This is a genomic window from Bradyrhizobium sp. AZCC 2289 (assembly GCF_036924615.1).
Taxonomy (GTDB): domain Bacteria; phylum Pseudomonadota; class Alphaproteobacteria; order Rhizobiales; family Xanthobacteraceae; genus Bradyrhizobium.
The window spans coordinates 6,098,526-6,113,441 of sequence record NZ_JAZHRY010000001.1 but is presented as its reverse complement, the minus strand read 5'-3'; the positions used below and the strand labels follow the sequence as shown (position 1 = coordinate 6,113,441).

Here is a 14,916-nt window from a genome sequence, read left to right as displayed (position 1 = left end):
GCTGGCATGCGCCGGAAACGGCTCGCCGCCGGCGCCTCACAGCATCCCGAGCGCCTGCATGTAGGTTTCCAAAATGGTCTCCTCCTCGGCGCGCTCGTTGGCGTCCTGCTTGCGCAGGCGGACGATGGTGCGCAGCGCCTTGACGTCAAAGCCGTTGCCCTTGGCTTCGGCATAGACGTCGCGGATATCGTCCGAAATGGTCTTCTTTTCTTCTTCCAGCCGCTCGATGCGCTCGATGATGGCCTTGAGCTGGTCTTTTGCGAATTTCGTCGCGGGTTCGTCCTGAACGGCGGCGGCAGAGGTGGCCATCGGGTACTCCTGAGGGAACTGACGGATGAGGCTGAAAGATCAAGCGCCGCACGCTTTGCCGCGCGGCGCTTTTCCGGTTTGACCCTCAAGAGTGCGGTGCCTTGCGTCAAGGCAACAACGCATTCATCCACAGCGCGCCCACAGGAAGGTCGTAGCCGGATGAGCGGAAGCTGCATCCGGGGAAACCCCAGTCGTCATGGCCGGGCAGAAGCGCGAAGCGCGTCTTCGCGCTAGATGTCCCGGGCATCCACGCCTTGGCGACATTAAAGGAAGAAGACGTGGATGGCCGGGACAAGCCCGGCCATGACGGGACGCTGGAGAAGAGCGGAAGGATAAAGATTCAGTGCCCGCTCTGGGCCTTTTTCATCGCTTCGAGCTGCGCGGGGCTGGCGCTGCCTTGAAATTTCGACTTCCAGGTCTCATAGGGCATGCCGTAGACCGCCTCGCGGCTCTCGTCCTTGCTCATGGCGGCGCCCTTGCCGTCGGCCTCTTCCTTCATCCAGTTGGACAGGCAGTTGCGGCAGAATCCCGCCAAATTCATCAGGTCGATGTTCTGGACGTCGGTGCGGGAGCGGAGATGCTCGACCAGACGCCGGAAAACCGCAGCTTCAAGTTCCGTTCTGGTTTTGTCGTCAATCGTCATGGCCGTGATCCCGCGGTTTGGCGAGCATGATCCGGAAAACGGGGCAGATCGGCCCTCAGGACCAGGCTCCAACAATCAAATCGAGCATATTGATATCAGGTAGGAATTGTCACAGATTTTGCCACATCCGCGCGCAAAACTGGATGTTATCGGTGGTATTTTGGCCCCCGAGGTGGGAGACAGCCTCCCAGCCGGTTCCCACCGGGCCCAGGCGAAATCGTCAATCATTTGATATAGCTTCGCTGCATGACTGCAAAAGATTCTCTGCCTTCCACCCCCCTTTCCGCTCGCCTGACCGCCGGACTGATGCCGGTGCTGGCGTTTGCGGTGATGTGCCTGTGGAACAGTTCGGCGGCGGCTGATTTTCGTCTCTGCAACAACACCGCGAGCCGGGTCGGCATCGCGCTCGGCTACAAGGACGCGGAGGGCTGGACCACCGAGGGCTGGTGGAACGTGTCATCGCGCAGCTGCGAGACGCTGCTGCGCGGAACGCTTATCGCACGGTACTATTATATCTACGCCCTCGACTACGACCGCGGCGGCGAATGGTCGGGGCAGGCCTTCATGTGCTCGCGCGACAAGGAATTCACCATCAAGGGCACCGAGAATTGCCTGGCGCGCGGTTTCGACCGCACCGGCTTCTTCGAGGTCGATACCGGCGAACAGCGAGCCTGGACCGTGCAACTGACCGAAGCCAATGAACAACCGGCGCAGCGGGTACCGGGAATTCCTGGCACCGTCGGCCCAACGGGGCCCGGCGGCCTTCCTCAGGGCCTGCCCAACTCGCCGGGCGGAACGCCTCCGGGCGCGTCTGGTCTGCCACCAGCCGCAGCACCCGGAAGCAAGCAATGAGACGTCTGCGTCGTATCAAGATCCTCGCGACCCTCGGCCCCGCCTCTTCCGACAGCACGATGATCCGCAAGCTGTTCGAAGCCGGCGCCGACATGTTCCGCATCAATATGAGCCACACCCCGCACGACAAGATGCGCGAACTGGTCAAGACCATCCGCAATGTCGAGAGCAGTTACGGCCGGCCGATCGGCATCCTGGTCGATCTGCAGGGCCCGAAGCTGCGGCTCGGGTCGTTCGCCGACGGCGCAGTCCAACTCCATAACGGCCGGAGCTTTGTGCTCGATTCCGACAAGACGCCCGGCGACGAGACCCGCGTCCACCTTCCGCATCCGGAAATCCTGGCGGCGCTGCGGCCCGGCCATGCGCTGCTGCTCGACGACGGCAAGGTGCGGCTGATCGCGGAAGAGACCTCGCCCGAGCGCGCCGTGACGCGGGTGGTGATCGGCGGCAAGATGTCGGACCGCAAGGGCGTCAGCCTGCCCGACACCGACCTGCCGCTCTCGGCGATGACGCCCAAGGACCGCGCCGATCTGGAAGCCGCGCTGGTGACCGGCGTCGACTGGATCGCGTTGTCGTTCGTGCAGCGCGCCGAGGACGTCCTCGAGGCCAAGAGAATGATCCGCGGCCGTGCCGCCGTGATGGCCAAGATCGAAAAGCCGCAGGCGATCGACCGGCTTGCCGAAATCATCGAGGCGGCCGACGCGTTGATGGTGGCGCGCGGCGATCTCGGCGTCGAACTGCCGCTGGAGCGGGTACCGAGCCTGCAGAAGCAAATGACGCGGATGGCGCGCCGCGCCGGCAAGCCGGTGGTGGTGGCAACGCAGATGCTGGAATCGATGATCCAGGCTCCGGTGCCGACCCGCGCCGAAGTCTCGGACGTCGCCACCGCCGTCTATGAGGGCGCCGACGCCATCATGCTGTCGGCCGAGTCCGCTGCCGGCAAATTTCCGGTCGAGGCGGTCTCGACCATGAACCGCATCGGCGAGGAAGTGGAGCGCGATCCGACTTATCGCGGGGTGCTCAACGCGCAGCGCGCGGAGCCGGAGCCGACCGTCGGCGACGCCATCGCCGACGCCGCGCGGCAGATTGCCGAGACCCTCGATCTGTCGGCCATCATTTGCTGGACCAGTTCAGGATCGACCGCATTGCGGGTGGCGCGCGAGCGGCCGAAGCCGCCGGTCGTCGCCATCACGCCGAACATCTCGACGGGCCGCAAGCTGTCCGCGGTCTGGGGCGTGCATTGCGTGGTCGCGGAAGACGCGCACGACCAGGACGACATGGTCAACCGCGCCGGCTCGATCGCTTTCAGGGATGGCTTCGCCAAAGCCGGCCAGCGCGTGATCATCGTCGCCGGGGTGCCGCTCGGCATCCCCGGCACCACCAACATGGTGCGCATCGCCTCCGTCGGATCCGGCAGCGACGTGGATATGTGACGGCGCCGTAGATGCCCGCACCGTCATTCCGGGGCACGAGTCAGCTTGAACCTCAGATGCGCAATTGCGCATCGTAGTTCGCGTCTTCGACGCGCTCCCGGCATGACAGCTAACCCTGCAGTATCGCGTCGAGCGTGATCTTCGTATTCAGCAATTTCGACACCGGGCAACCGGCCTTGGCCATACCGGCCAGTTCCTGAAGCTTAGCGTTATCAGCGCCGGGAATCTTTGCCGTCAAGGCGAGATGCACCGAGGTGATGGCAAAACCCTCGCCGACTTTTTCGAGCGTGACGTCGGCCCTGGTTTCCATGTGTTCTGCAGTGAGCTTGGCCTCGCCCAGGATCAGCGACAGCGCCATCGTGAAGCAGGCGGCGTGGGCCGCACCGATCAGTTCTTCCGGGTTGGAGCCCGGCTTGCCCTCGAAGCGGCTGGCGAAACCGTAGGGATAGTCCTGCAGCGCACCGCTCTTGGTCGAGATCGCGCCCTTGCCGTCCCTGATACCACCCTTCCATTTGGCCGATCCGGATGTCGTCGTCATCTGTTGCTCCCTTAATCACCGATGGAGGTATCGATCACGCGTAACCTGACGAAAGGTTGCGTCAAAGGAGTGTCGCCGACTGATGATTTTTTAGGCCCCGACCAGCGCCTTCGCCGGCAGCACCGCCTGCACCACGAGGCCGCGGGCGCGGGCGTCCATCACGCCGACCGCGCGCAGCGCCAACAGCGTCACGGTCTGGACCGCGTCGCGCAGTTTCGCGGAATCGTCGGTATGGTCCGGCGCCAGCGGTCCGACCAGCGATTCATGCAGTGCACCGAGCAGGGCGGTGGCCGCAAGCGCGGTGTCCTGCGCCGGCAGATGGCCCGCGCGCACCGCGGCATCGATCCGCGTTCCGATCTCTCCGGATATTTCGCGGCGGCTGGCGAGCCTTGAAGCCGTGACATCGACATCGACCGGCTCAGCCAGAATGCCCCAGGCGAGCTTGCGCTCCGACAGCACATGCACCGCGACCGTGGTGACGGCGGCGGCCAGCGCCGACGAGGGGCCAGGCGCCGCATCCGCGGCGCGGCGGATCGCGGCCAGTTCGTCGCGCGAGACTTCCGCGATCAGCTCCGAAATCAGGTCGGCCTTGGAGGGGAAATAACGGTAGACAGTGCCGGCCGCGACGTTGGCGCGAACCGCCACCGGCGCGATCTGCACCGCGGCCATGCCGCCGTCGGCGGCGGCACTCCGCGCCGCTGCCAGAATGGCGCTGCGCCGCGCCGCCAGCCGCTTCACCACCTGATGGGTTCGCCGGTACACCATGGCGCGTTTCCCCCGTCCCCGGCGCGGTTGCCCCCGATTGGCGGGCAGAACGCGCGCATCTTCAATGTTTTGAGCGATTGAGCGCCAATCGCTTTGAAGAAGTGAACAACTATTCAGGCCGGATGACAAGACGCAAAGCAAATATGACAGCCTGGAGGATATCGCAGGCTTCCGGGTCCCACGGCATCCCTGCCGGATTCGGGGCGACCCAGCCGCTGCGCGGAACAGCGCAAAAATGTTGAGTTTTATCTTCCGAAATCACTGAGCGGTTCGGTTAACTCCTCCTTCGCCAAACATCGTCATTTTCCCGCGCTCGCGCGCGCAATTTTACCGGAGTGTATGGTGGCCGTGGTCGAGTAGCGGAGCCCCGGCGCCATCCCTTGCGCCTGTCCCACCCAGACAAGATGCAGATGTCCATTTCCTTCGCTAACCCGATCGCCAACGGCGCCAATATCCGCAGCTTCGCACGAGCGCTGGTACCGCTCCTTGCCGGTGCGGGAGCCTATCTGCTGTTTTTGTCGATGGGCGAGATCCTGCTGCGGGATTCCGACACCCTCTGGCAGATCAGGATCGGGCAGTGGATCGTCGAGCATGGCGCCATGCCCTACACGGACGTTCATTCGTTCACCCGGTTTGGCGAGCCCTGGATGTCGAGTTCCTGGCTCTCGCAGGTGCTGTTTGCCGTCGCTTATGGATCGATGGATTGGGCCGGGCCGGTTGTCCTGACCTCGCTCGCGATCGGCGTGACGGTTGCGATCTTCATCTATCTGCTCGAGGAATATATCGACCCGGCACGCTCGATCCTGATTGTCACGCTGGCGGTGCTGATGTCGGCAACGCACTTCCTGGCGCGCCCGCACATGTTGGCGTTCCCGGCGATGGTGGCTTTTATCGGCGGGCTGATGGCGGCCGCGGATCGTCGCGATCAGCCGTCGTGGCTGTTGTTGCCGGTGTTGGCGCTGTGGGCCAACCTCCATGGCGGCTTCGTTCTGGGATTGGCGCTGGTCGGACCGATCGGACTGGAAGCGGTGTGGTGCTGCGAACCCAGGCGCCGCGTTGCGCTGGCCGCGCGCTGGGCGTTGTTCGGCCTTGCCGCCGTTGCCGCGTGCTGCTGTACGCCCTATGGCTGGAACACCTTGCTGGGCGCCGTGAAAATTCTCAGCCTGGGCAAGCTGCTGACGCTGATCTGGGAGTGGATGCCGGCCAATTTCGGCTCCATCAGCTTCTTCGAAGTCGCGCTGCTCGGGCTGATCGGCCTCGCCTTCTTTCGAGGGCTGGTGCTGTCGGTGCCGAGAATCCTGCTGCTGTTGGGCCTGATCTGGATGGCCCTGTCGCATGTCAGGAACATCGAGGTCTTCGCATTCCTGGCCCCGCTGGTTCTGGCCAAGCCGTTTGCCGAGCAACTGGGAACGGGCCAAACTGCCGTCGTTCGAGAACTCCAGTCCCGGTCCCGTGTCGTGATGCTTGCCGCGCTCGCGGTCGCCGTCGCGGGATGGGCTTCCACGAAGACGTTCGCCGCGCATCATCCGTTTTCGTTCTTCGAGGCCCAGACCCCGGTCGCCGCGGTCGACGTCCTCAAGCAACGGCAGGCGCAGCGGATATTCAGCACGGCTCCGTTTGGCGGCTATCTGCTTTCCCGCGACATCAAGACTTTCATCGACGGCCGCGCCGAACTGTACGGCGAACAATTCGTCATCGATTACTTCGATGCGATCGAGGCCAAGGACGTCGATCTCCTGCTGCGCCTGCTTGAGACGTACCGGATCGATGCCACCCTGCTGAATCCGACGCTGCCCGCAACCAAGTTGCTGGATCACCTGCCGGGCTGGAAGCGGCTGTATGCGGATGACATCGCGGTCATCCATGTCCGCGACGACCGGCCAGGGACCACGCAATCCTCGGTGCCGGAATCGCCCCGCTAATCAATTCCCCGTCTGCAATTCGCCGAAACGCTCCCAGCTCTTGCCGCTGAAGCGCATGAACTGCATCTGATCGACCGGGACGTGGTCGGTCGGCGAGGTATTGATCTTGATGCCCGGCAGCAGCATCGGCAATTCCAGATCGTGAATCGAATAGGCCTGCTTCAGGATGTTCTCGGTCGACAGATCGTCGCCGCAGGCTTTCAGCACGGCCTCCAGCGCCATCGCGCTGTTGTAGGAATTGACGTAGTTGGTGTCGTGCTGGTCGGCCTCGGGCACGTATTTGGTCATGAATTCCCGCCACCCCTTGACGCCGGCATCGTCCTTCCAGGCGGGATCGTCGGGGTCTTTCACATAGGCGGTGGAGAGAATGCCGATGCCGGCCTCCAGCCCCGCGGGCTCCATCACGGTCGAAACCCAGACCGCGACGTTGGAGAGGAAAATCATCGGCCGCCAGCCGACCTCGTAGGCCTTGCGGATCGATTGCGCGGCGAATTTCGGCGTCGCCGCGATCACGAACAGATCGGCGCCGGAAGCCTTCAGCTTGACGATCTGCGAGTCGATGGTCGGATCGGATATTTCGTAGGTCGCGCCGGTGACCAGCGAATCGTATTTCTCACCGAGCACGTCCTTCAGCCCCAACAGATAATCACGGCCGAAATCGTCGTTCTGCGAGATGACGGCGAATTTGGCATTCGGATTTTTCGCCAGCGCATAGCGCGCGTAAAGCCGCGCCTCGTAGCGGAACGGCCCCTGCACGCCCAACGTCGCCTGCGGGTATTGCGTCAGGTCGGCAAATTTCGAGGCGCCCGAGCCGATGAACAATTGCGGGATGTTCTTGGCCTGCAGATATTTCGCGATCGCGGTGTTGTGGGCGGTGCCGATCGAGGAGAAGATCAGCGCGACTTCGTCGCTCTCCACCAGCCGCCGCGTCTGCTCCACCGTCTTCGGCGGCGCGTAGCTGTCGTCGAGCGAGATCAGATTGACCTTGCGGCCGTTGATGCCGCCGCGCTCGTTGATCATCCTGAAATAGCCGACCTCGCCCTTGCCGAGCGCGCCGAACGCGGACACCGGCCCGCTGTAGGGCATGGTCTGCCCGATCCTGATTTCGGTCGCGGTGACGCCGCGGATTTCGGCGGCGGTTGAGGCCCAAGGCAAAGTCAGCACCGCCAGCGCGCTCAGCGCGCCAAGTCTCGTGACGAAACGCATCGACGCCTCCCCCCGTTTATTTCGCCGCGCTCAAATGGCGACCGCGGCCGGCGCGGTTCGTCCGCGCTCTCCTGACGCGGAAACATGCCATGACGGGCGGATGGCCGCCAATCGTAATCATTATGAAACAGAAGCAAAAGGCAGCTTGTGGCAATAAGGCCGGGACTATTTCGGTCGCTTGGCCCGCTGGTCCTTCGGAATCACGAACTTCAATCCCGACCAGAGGTCATCGATCGCACAGACCTTGATGTCGATGAGGCCGAGCGGAAGCGCCGTGTCCCGCACCACGACATCCGTCAGATCGGTCGCAACGCCGGAAGCCTTCTTCGGCCACGACACCCAGATCATGCCATCCGGTTCGATCGCGGCACGATAGCTGCCCAGCTTGCCGGCGAGCCCTGCAGCTTGCGTGGCGAACACATGCACCATATCAAGCGGCGGCTTCAGCCTGACGGCCACCGTCACGTCATCGGGCAATTTACCGACGATATCGCTGTAGCCCGCAGGCGCGTGGCCTACAAAAATGCGAAAGCCCGGCTTGATGCCGAGCTTTTGCACAACCGGTTTGCCGGAATAGCCGGCCACGGCCCAGTCTTTAAGCCTGCGGCTGCGGCTCCAGGCCGGCATCCGGATCGGGACGCGGGCGCGACTTGCCGGCCGGCGGCACGGCCGAGGCACGCGGCGTGGTCGGCTCGAGCACCGACTCGCGGTTCGGCTTCTTGCCCTTGAGCAAATCCTGAATCTCGTCGCCGGAAAGCGTCTCGAATTCGAGCAGGCCTTTTGCCAGGGCTTCAAGATCGGCACGCTTCTCGGTGAGAATGCGCGTCGCTTCGTTGTAGCCGTTTTCGACAAAACGCCGGATCTCGGTGTCGATCTTCTGAACCGTCGCCTCCGATGCGTTCTGGGTGCGCGACACCGACATGCCCAGGAAAACCTCGTCCTGGTTTTCGCCATAGGACACGGTGCCGAGCGCCTCGGAGAGGCCCCAGCGCGTCACCATCATGCGCGCCAGCCTTGTGGCCTGCTCGATGTCGGACGAGGCCCCGGAGGTGACCTTTTCGCGGCCGAAGATCAATTCTTCCGCGACACGGCCGCCCATCATGATGGCCAGGCGTGAGGTCATCTGCTCCAGCGACATCGACAGTTTGTCGCGTTCCGGCAATTGCATCACCATGCCGAGCGCACGGCCGCGCGGAATGATCGTCGCCTTGTGGATCGGATCGGTCGCGACGACGTTGAGGCCGACGATGGCGTGGCCGCCCTCGTGATAGGCCGTCAGCAATTTCTCTTCCTCGGTCATGACCAGCGATTTGCGCTCGGCGCCCATCATCACCTTGTCTTTGGCTTCTTCGAATTCGGCCTGGGTCACCATGCGCTTGTTGCGGCGGGCGGCGGTCAGGGCGGCTTCATTGACGAGGTTCATCAAGTCCGCACCGGAGAAGCCGGGCGTACCGCGCGCGATGGTTTTCAGGTTGATATCCGGCGCCAGCGGCACCTTGCGGACGTGAACCTTGAGTATCTGCTCGCGGCCGACGACGTCGGGATTGGGCACCACCACCTGGCGGTCGAAACGGCCGGGACGCAGCAGTGCGGGATCGAGCACGTCGGGACGGTTGGTCGCCGCGATCAGGATCACGCCTTCATTGGCTTCAAAGCCGTCCATCTCGACCAGCAACTGGTTGAGCGTCTGTTCGCGCTCGTCATTGCCGCCGCCCAAACCTGCACCACGATGCCGGCCGACCGCGTCGATTTCGTCGATGAAGATGATGCAGGGCGCGTTCTTTTTCGCCTGCTCGAACATGTCGCGGACGCGGCTTGCGCCGACGCCGACGAACATTTCGACGAAGTCCGAGCCCGAGATCGTGAAGAACGGCACATTGGCTTCGCCCGCGACCGCACGCGCGATCAGCGTCTTGCCGGTGCCGGGAGGGCCGACCAAAAGCACGCCGCGCGGAATCCGGCCGCCGAGGCGCTGGAATTTGCCGGGGTCGCGCAGGAATTCGACGATCTCCTGCAGGTCCTGCTTGGCCTCGTCGACGCCGGCGACATCCTCAAACGTGACGCGGCCATGCGCTTCGGTCAGCATCTTGGCGCGCGACTTGCCAAAGCCCATCGCCTTGCCGGCGCCGCCCTGCATCTGCCGCGACAGGAAGATCCAGACGCCGATCAGCGCGATGAACGGCAGCCATGAGACCAGCAGCGACACGAACCACGGCACGTTGTCGCCGGGCGGCTTCGCGGTGATCGTGACCTTGCCGTTGTACAGGCGCGAGACCAGCGTCGGGTCGTTCGGCGCATAGGTCTGGAAACTGGAGCCGTTGGTGAAGGTGCCGTGGATCTCCGGCCCCTGGATCACGACGTCGCGAACGTGATTCTGGTCGACTTCGCTCAACAACTGCGAAAATGAGATGTCCTGCGAGGACGCGCGCTGACCCGGATTCTGGAAAAGCGTAAACAGCGCCAACAGCAGCAAGACGATAATGACCCAGAGGGCGAAATTCCGCAGATTGGCGTTCATCGATCTTCCTTCGTGGTCGCGCGGATCGCGGCCTCTTATCCTTTGGCAGGCGCCTCAGGGAATCCTCCTGGAGAATCCCGTCGGCCGACTGCCTACAATCTAGGTGTCGCTGGGGTTGATGCCAAGGGAACTACGCAGGACTATTTAGCGCATCCTAGCGCGATTCCCGGTCAAATAATGGCGCTGAAACTGGTGTTTTTCGGGGGTGGTTAAGAGTCCCCGGCGATTTATGGCCGAGATCGCGGCTTTCGATCAGGGTCCACACCGGAAACCCGGCAAATCAAGGGGCCATCCGACGGCGGCGAGGCGGCGCCGGTTCGACCCGGATTCGACCGCCGATGACGCCGACGACCGCGCCGGCGAGGGTCTGTTTCAGCCTCGGCCGGCCGTCCGCTACCGCCCGGTCCAGTGCCGCCAGCAAGGTCTCGACCTTGCCGAGTTCGGCCGGCCCCTCATGACCGACACGATCGATCGCGCGCTTCAACAGCCGCAGCCGGATTTCTTCAGGGATCGCGGCAAAGGCGTTTGCGTCGAAGCTATTGGCGTCGACTCCGGCGCGCGACGCGCCACGATCCCGGAGCGCGAGATAACGCTCGGCGCCATCGGCCAGCACTTCCACGGCGGCATTCGCGCGCGCCAGCCGCGCCGCCAGCCGCGCGAGATTCCTGGCATCGCCGCCCTCCTCCGCGAGAACGGGCATGATCGCGCGCAACCGCGGCCGGGTGAAGCCGGTGTCACGGTTGGTCGGATCGTCGGCAAAACCGACTTTGGCCTTGTTCAGCGTCGCGATCAGCCGTGATTTCGAAACATCCAGCAGCGGTCGCGCGAGCCGCACGCCGTCGCGCTCGCTCTCGCGCGCCATCGCCGCCAGCCCCGCGATGCCGCTGCCGCGCAGCATCCGCATCAACAGCGTCTCGGCCTGGTCGTCGCGGGTATGTGCGGTGAGGATATGCGTCGCGCCGTGCTTGCGCGCGGCTTGCGCCAGCAGGCGGTATCGCGCGGCGCGGGCCGCGGCCGGCAATCCGGTCTTTGGCTTGGCGCCGGTCCAGCGCAGGGTCTGGTGCGGCAGATCGAGCGACTTCGCCAGCCGCTTGACGTCACGGGCTTCGCGCGCGGCTTCCGCGCGCAAGCCATGATCGACGGTAACCGCGATCAGCCGCGGGCCGCGCGTCAACGCACGGCGCCAGCGTGCCGCGAGCCACATCAACGCGACGGAATCCGGACCACCGGAAATCGCGAGCACGATGGCAGGCGCGGCTTTCCAGTCCGCGAACAGATTTTTCGCGTCCTGGGCCGAAACCGGGAAATGGTCGTCGTCAGGCATGCCCGCGCCGTTGAGGCCGGAGCCCAACGGGCTCCATCAACACCGCTCTAGCACTTAACCCGCTTTTGCTCACGGTCAACGGCGGCTTTGACGCCAGCCGAGGCGCGCGGATATTTCCGCGTCACTTCGCCGAACGCGGCGCAGGCGGCTTCCTTTTCCTTCAGCGCCGCCAGCGACTGGCCGAGCCGCAGCAGAGCGTCGGCCGCCTTGGCGGATTTGTCGAATCTGGTGGTCACGCCAAGAAAGGTTTCGGCCGCATCACGATATTGCTGGCGCTGGAAATAGCTCTCGCCGAGCCAGTATTGCGAATCCGCGATCAAGGGATCGCTCGGATATTTCTGCGCAAAATTCTTCATGGTCTCTTCGGCCAGCGCATAGTCCTTGCGCTGCATGTAGCCGATGCCGAGATCGAACTCGTCCTTCGGCGTCGCCGAGGGCGGCAGCGTGGTCAGCGCGGCGCCGGCACCTGGAGCGCGCGGCGGTGGAGCGCCGGCACCGGCCGGGCTGGTGTTGCCAAGGTCGAGCGGCTCGCCCGGCCCGCGGCCGCCGGGAGCGCCGACCCCGGCATCGTTGGCGATCGGCAGCTGACCGCCACCAAGCGCGCGCGGCGCGCCGGGCGCATTCGGATTCTGGTTGGGGTCGAAGGCGTCACCGCGGCGACGGCCCGGGGCCTGCGGCGCCTGGGGCTCCTGAATGATTGGCGCCGGGGCTGCGATCTGCGGCTGCTGGTCATAGCCGCCCTGAGGTTGGCCGTAACCCGGCTGAGGTTGCCCGTAACCGGGCTGCTGGGCCTGAGGTTGCCGATAGGCCGGATTGGGCTGCGCCACGGGCGGCAATGCGGCGACGCCGGGCTGGGCGACGGGGGGCTGGCCACCGGGCGCCACCGGCGCGCCGCCGAGCTGCCGCAGCCGCTCTTCGAGCTGGCGGTTGCGGTATTGCAGCTCCTCGTTCTGGCCGGTCAGTTGCCGGAGCTGGTTTTCCAGCCGCTGGATCCGCATTTCCGCATCGGCATCGTCGGATTGCGCAAAAGCCTGGGAAGACAAAGCCAGCATCACGACGATCGCCGCGACGCCCGAAGAGTTAAGAAACCTGGATGACATTTTGCCCTGTCGACGAAATCGGCGTGACATTAAAAGCGGAACACATTGAGAGACGGAGTACGCCAGAATTGTGACTGGCGCCCGCGAATCCGGCACTGGATCGCGCTTATGGTTTAGTCTCGGCGCCCAAACAAGCAAGCGGCGGTGATCCCGGATTCTATCGCGCGCCCAAAATAAAACCGGCGCCCGAAGGCGCCGGTGAGAAATCTCTGAAAACCCGAACGGGGTCAGGAACTGGCGTTCAGCACCGTGACGGCGCGGCGGTTCTGCGACCAGCAGGAAATATCGTTACACACCGCGACCGGACGCTCCTTGCCGTAGGAGATCGTGCGCATCCGGCTCGGATCGATCCCGCGCGAGGTGAGATAGGTCTTCACGGACTGGGCGCGCCGCGCCCCCAGCGCGATATTATATTCGCGGGTGCCGCGCTCGTCCGCATGGCCCTCGATGGTGAAGGCATAGCGGTTATAGGTCTGCAGCCACTGCGCCTGCTTTTCCAGGGTCGCGATCGCCTGCGGGCTCAGATCGGTCTGGTCGCTCTCGAAGAACACGCGGTCGCCGACATTGACCACGAAGTCCTGCTGGCTGCCCGGGGTCGCCGCACTGGCCATCGCGCCTTCGGCGCCGAGGTTACTCCTGGCGCAGGCGCCCATCGACAGCGCCACCGCAAGCACCGCGGCCAGCTTCAATCCCTGGAGGATACGCATCTGATATTTCATTCCGGAGCCTCCACGCTCACGTTATTCCACTGTCATCCGGTCTACAGGGCGATGGTTAAGCGAACGTTCCGTCAACCTTGATGGGATGTTGCCAAACCCGATCAAATGCCGACGAACCGCGAAAAGCAACCGCGATGGTTAATGGTTTGTAAATGTGGCGCGACGGTGAAGGCAAGCGCCAACGAGGCCGGAATCACCGGTTCCGGCGTTCATTTTCGGCCCCTGACGGGTGGCTGACGGGATGACGGAGCAGATTCGCCGCTCAGCGCCGGTTCAGCCCTGCCGTTCAGGAATTGGGAACGATCGATGTTCGCTCCAACGGCGCCACCATGTCCAGTGGCAAATCGTGCCCGCTGCGGCGTTCGAACAGCATGCGCCGTTCAAAAGCGGTGGAGCGCATCATCGGATAACGTTCGAAAACCTTGTCGCGCAAGGCCGGAAAATCCGCCGCCATCAGCCCGACCGGCTTCAAGAGGCCTGGAAAGAACCGCGGCTCGGCGATCGTCTCGTGCAGAAACACGCGCCGATAAAATGCCTGATGCTCGGCGCGGACGATGGCAAGCCCGAGATCGGCGTTAAAATACTCACACGCCATGTAAGCCAGCCGAAGCGTGACATAGGGCAGTTCCGGAATGCGCCCCGCCGTATCGGGATCGGCGACGAAGCGGGCCGGATCGATGATGACCTCGCCCCGATCGAGCCTGGGGTAAAGAATCTCGCCGAATGCTTCCGCCGAGCACGATTCCCGCCATTCGGGCGTCAGCACACTGATCCGAACGGAACTGCAGAGGTCCCCCTGAATATAGACGCCGAAGGTCCAGGAGTTGGGCAAGTCGTCATATTGATCGGTGACGCGTTGCGCGGGCGATTCCGCGACGGCGCCTTCGCGAAGATAGGCCCGGTAGCGCAGGTTATAGATTTCTTCTTTTTCCTGCGGAGTTTCGGCGAGACGATAGTCGACTTGGTCTAACAGGTCCGAACTTCGTCCGACGGCCGTGGAAGATACTTCGGCCGGGGACCTCATATGATACTCCTTGGACGTCTGGGATTTTTGAACAACTTGTGCGAGCGAAGGAAAGATTAACAGCTAGTTAACGAAATTGCAAAGGGATCACGACGTTAGGGTTAACCTGGAACCGGGTTGGCGCGCTCCGATGACGCGCTCGACGACCCGTAAAGTTACGGGATTATCCTTGATGCAATTCTACTGGATCGATGGTTCGCTAGGATTTCGCTAGGATAATGAGCGGACGATTACCTTTCCGGCGCGCGACAGGCTCCACCCCTTGATCAAGGTGTACACGGCCGGTATCACAACCAGCGTCAGTGCCGTCGAGGAAACCATTCCCCCGATCATCGGGACGGCGATCCGCTGCATCACCTCCGATCCGGTGCCGGTGCTCCACATGATGGGAAGCAGCCCGGCCATGTTGGCGACAACCGTCATCATCTTGGGCCGCACGCACTCGACCGCTCCCAGCATGACCGCTTCGTGCAGGCCGGCCCGCGTGAACGGGGTTCCTTCCGCCAGGCGTCTGGCTTCCAGTTCGCTGGATTCCCATTCCTATCCGTGGTTGCGAGGGCCAC

At 63.6% G+C, this 14,916-nt stretch carries 14 protein-coding genes and 1 pseudogene; 3 read left to right on the top strand and 12 right to left on the bottom strand.

Annotated elements, in window-relative coordinates:
- Positions 1–36: 36 nt before the first annotated feature.
- Both V1289_RS29050 and V1289_RS29045 read right to left on the bottom strand, forming a co-directional pair.
- Positions 37–309: a DUF2312 domain-containing protein gene (locus V1289_RS29050; RefSeq protein ID WP_074273204.1), complete on the bottom strand. Its 273-nt coding sequence runs from the start codon at positions 307–309 to the stop codon at positions 37–39.
- A gap of 340 nt (positions 310–649) precedes the next feature.
- Positions 650–952 carry a DUF1244 domain-containing protein gene (locus V1289_RS29045; protein ID WP_334400981.1) on the bottom strand — a complete coding sequence of 101 codons (303 nt, stop codon included), beginning with the start codon at positions 950–952 and terminating at the stop codon, positions 650–652.
- A gap of 246 nt (positions 953–1,198) precedes the next feature.
- Between V1289_RS29045 and V1289_RS29040 the strand changes: the two genes are divergently transcribed.
- Both V1289_RS29040 and pyk read left to right on the top strand, forming a co-directional pair.
- A complete protein-coding gene (locus V1289_RS29040) occupies positions 1,199–1,804 on the top strand; it encodes a DUF1036 domain-containing protein (RefSeq protein WP_074273202.1) in 606 nt (201 codons plus the stop codon).
- Complete coding sequence (pyk, locus tag V1289_RS29035) at positions 1,801–3,237, top strand: pyruvate kinase (protein WP_334400979.1); 1,437 nt, start codon at positions 1,801–1,803, stop codon at positions 3,235–3,237. The genes V1289_RS29040 and pyk overlap by 4 nt, the downstream gene beginning before the upstream one ends.
- 109 nt (positions 3,238–3,346) lie before the next feature.
- On the opposite strand, the gene V1289_RS29030 is transcribed toward pyk, so the two are convergent.
- Positions 3,347–3,775 carry an OsmC family protein gene (locus V1289_RS29030; protein ID WP_334400977.1) on the bottom strand — a complete coding sequence of 143 codons (429 nt, stop codon included), beginning with the start codon at positions 3,773–3,775 and terminating at the stop codon, positions 3,347–3,349.
- A gap of 90 nt (positions 3,776–3,865) precedes the next feature.
- Positions 3,866–4,540, bottom strand: a complete 675-nt coding sequence (locus V1289_RS29025; protein WP_334400974.1) for a TetR/AcrR family transcriptional regulator — start codon at positions 4,538–4,540, stop codon at positions 3,866–3,868.
- A gap of 410 nt (positions 4,541–4,950) precedes the next feature.
- Here V1289_RS29025 and V1289_RS29020 point away from each other — a divergent pair, with 410 nt between their 5' ends.
- A complete protein-coding gene (locus V1289_RS29020; protein WP_334400973.1) occupies positions 4,951–6,462 on the top strand; it encodes a hypothetical protein in 1,512 nt (503 codons plus the stop codon).
- On the opposite strand, the gene V1289_RS29015 is transcribed toward V1289_RS29020, so the two are convergent.
- The 8 genes and pseudogenes from V1289_RS29015 to V1289_RS28980 all read right to left on the bottom strand — a co-directional run.
- A complete protein-coding gene (locus V1289_RS29015) occupies positions 6,463–7,668 on the bottom strand; it encodes an ABC transporter substrate-binding protein (protein ID WP_334400971.1) in 1,206 nt (401 codons plus the stop codon).
- Positions 7,669–7,833: 165 nt separating this feature from the next.
- Positions 7,834–8,253 (bottom strand): DUF3052 domain-containing protein, encoded by a 420-nt coding sequence (locus V1289_RS29010; protein WP_334400969.1) that lies wholly within the window; start codon positions 8,251–8,253, stop codon positions 7,834–7,836.
- Positions 8,254–8,263: 10 nt separating this feature from the next.
- Complete coding sequence (gene ftsH / locus V1289_RS29005; RefSeq protein WP_074273196.1) at positions 8,264–10,186, bottom strand: ATP-dependent zinc metalloprotease FtsH; 1,923 nt, start codon at positions 10,184–10,186, stop codon at positions 8,264–8,266.
- A gap of 280 nt (positions 10,187–10,466) precedes the next feature.
- A complete protein-coding gene (gene tilS / locus V1289_RS29000; RefSeq protein WP_334400965.1) occupies positions 10,467–11,510 on the bottom strand; it encodes a tRNA lysidine(34) synthetase TilS in 1,044 nt (347 codons plus the stop codon).
- Positions 11,511–11,557: 47 nt separating this feature from the next.
- Entirely contained in the window at positions 11,558–12,610 is a 1,053-nt protein-coding gene (ybgF, locus tag V1289_RS28995) for a tol-pal system protein YbgF (protein WP_334400963.1), read from the bottom strand.
- 227 nt (positions 12,611–12,837) lie between these two features.
- Positions 12,838–13,329, bottom strand: a complete 492-nt coding sequence (gene pal, locus V1289_RS28990) for a peptidoglycan-associated lipoprotein Pal (protein WP_309179844.1) — start codon at positions 13,327–13,329, stop codon at positions 12,838–12,840.
- A 286-nt stretch (positions 13,330–13,615) separates the two neighbouring features.
- Positions 13,616–14,353 carry an N-acyl amino acid synthase FeeM domain-containing protein gene (locus V1289_RS28985; RefSeq protein WP_334400960.1) on the bottom strand — a complete coding sequence of 246 codons (738 nt, stop codon included), beginning with the start codon at positions 14,351–14,353 and terminating at the stop codon, positions 13,616–13,618.
- A gap of 210 nt (positions 14,354–14,563) precedes the next feature.
- Positions 14,564–14,878, bottom strand: a pseudogene (locus V1289_RS28980) (efflux RND transporter permease subunit); the annotation flags it as partial.
- Positions 14,879–14,916 lie beyond the last annotated feature (38 nt).

Excerpts from the sequence above, each read along its gene's own strand:
- V1289_RS29025 (WP_334400974.1), bottom strand. The coding sequence starts at position 4,540 with ATGGTGTACCGGCGAACCCATCAGGTGGTGAAGCGGCTGGCGGCGCGG.
- pyk (WP_334400979.1), top strand. The coding sequence starts at position 1,801 with ATGAGACGTCTGCGTCGTATCAAGATCCTCGCGACCCTCGGCCCCGCC.
- ybgF (WP_334400963.1), bottom strand. The coding sequence starts at position 12,610 with ATGTCATCCAGGTTTCTTAACTCTTCGGGCGTCGCGGCGATCGTCGTG.
- V1289_RS29040 (WP_074273202.1), top strand. The coding sequence starts at position 1,199 with ATGACTGCAAAAGATTCTCTGCCTTCCACCCCCCTTTCCGCTCGCCTG.
- ftsH (WP_074273196.1), bottom strand. The coding sequence starts at position 10,186 with ATGAACGCCAATCTGCGGAATTTCGCCCTCTGGGTCATTATCGTCTTG.
- V1289_RS28985 (WP_334400960.1), bottom strand. The coding sequence starts at position 14,353 with ATGAGGTCCCCGGCCGAAGTATCTTCCACGGCCGTCGGACGAAGTTCG.
- pal (WP_309179844.1), bottom strand. The coding sequence starts at position 13,329 with ATGAAATATCAGATGCGTATCCTCCAGGGATTGAAGCTGGCCGCGGTG.
- V1289_RS29015 (WP_334400971.1), bottom strand. The coding sequence starts at position 7,668 with ATGCGTTTCGTCACGAGACTTGGCGCGCTGAGCGCGCTGGCGGTGCTG.
- V1289_RS29030 (WP_334400977.1), bottom strand. The coding sequence starts at position 3,775 with ATGACGACGACATCCGGATCGGCCAAATGGAAGGGTGGTATCAGGGAC.
- V1289_RS29050 (WP_074273204.1), bottom strand. The coding sequence starts at position 309 with ATGGCCACCTCTGCCGCCGCCGTTCAGGACGAACCCGCGACGAAATTC.
- tilS (WP_334400965.1), bottom strand. The coding sequence starts at position 11,510 with ATGCCTGACGACGACCATTTCCCGGTTTCGGCCCAGGACGCGAAAAAT.
- V1289_RS29045 (WP_334400981.1), bottom strand. The coding sequence starts at position 952 with ATGACGATTGACGACAAAACCAGAACGGAACTTGAAGCTGCGGTTTTC.
- V1289_RS29020 (WP_334400973.1), top strand. The coding sequence starts at position 4,951 with ATGTCCATTTCCTTCGCTAACCCGATCGCCAACGGCGCCAATATCCGC.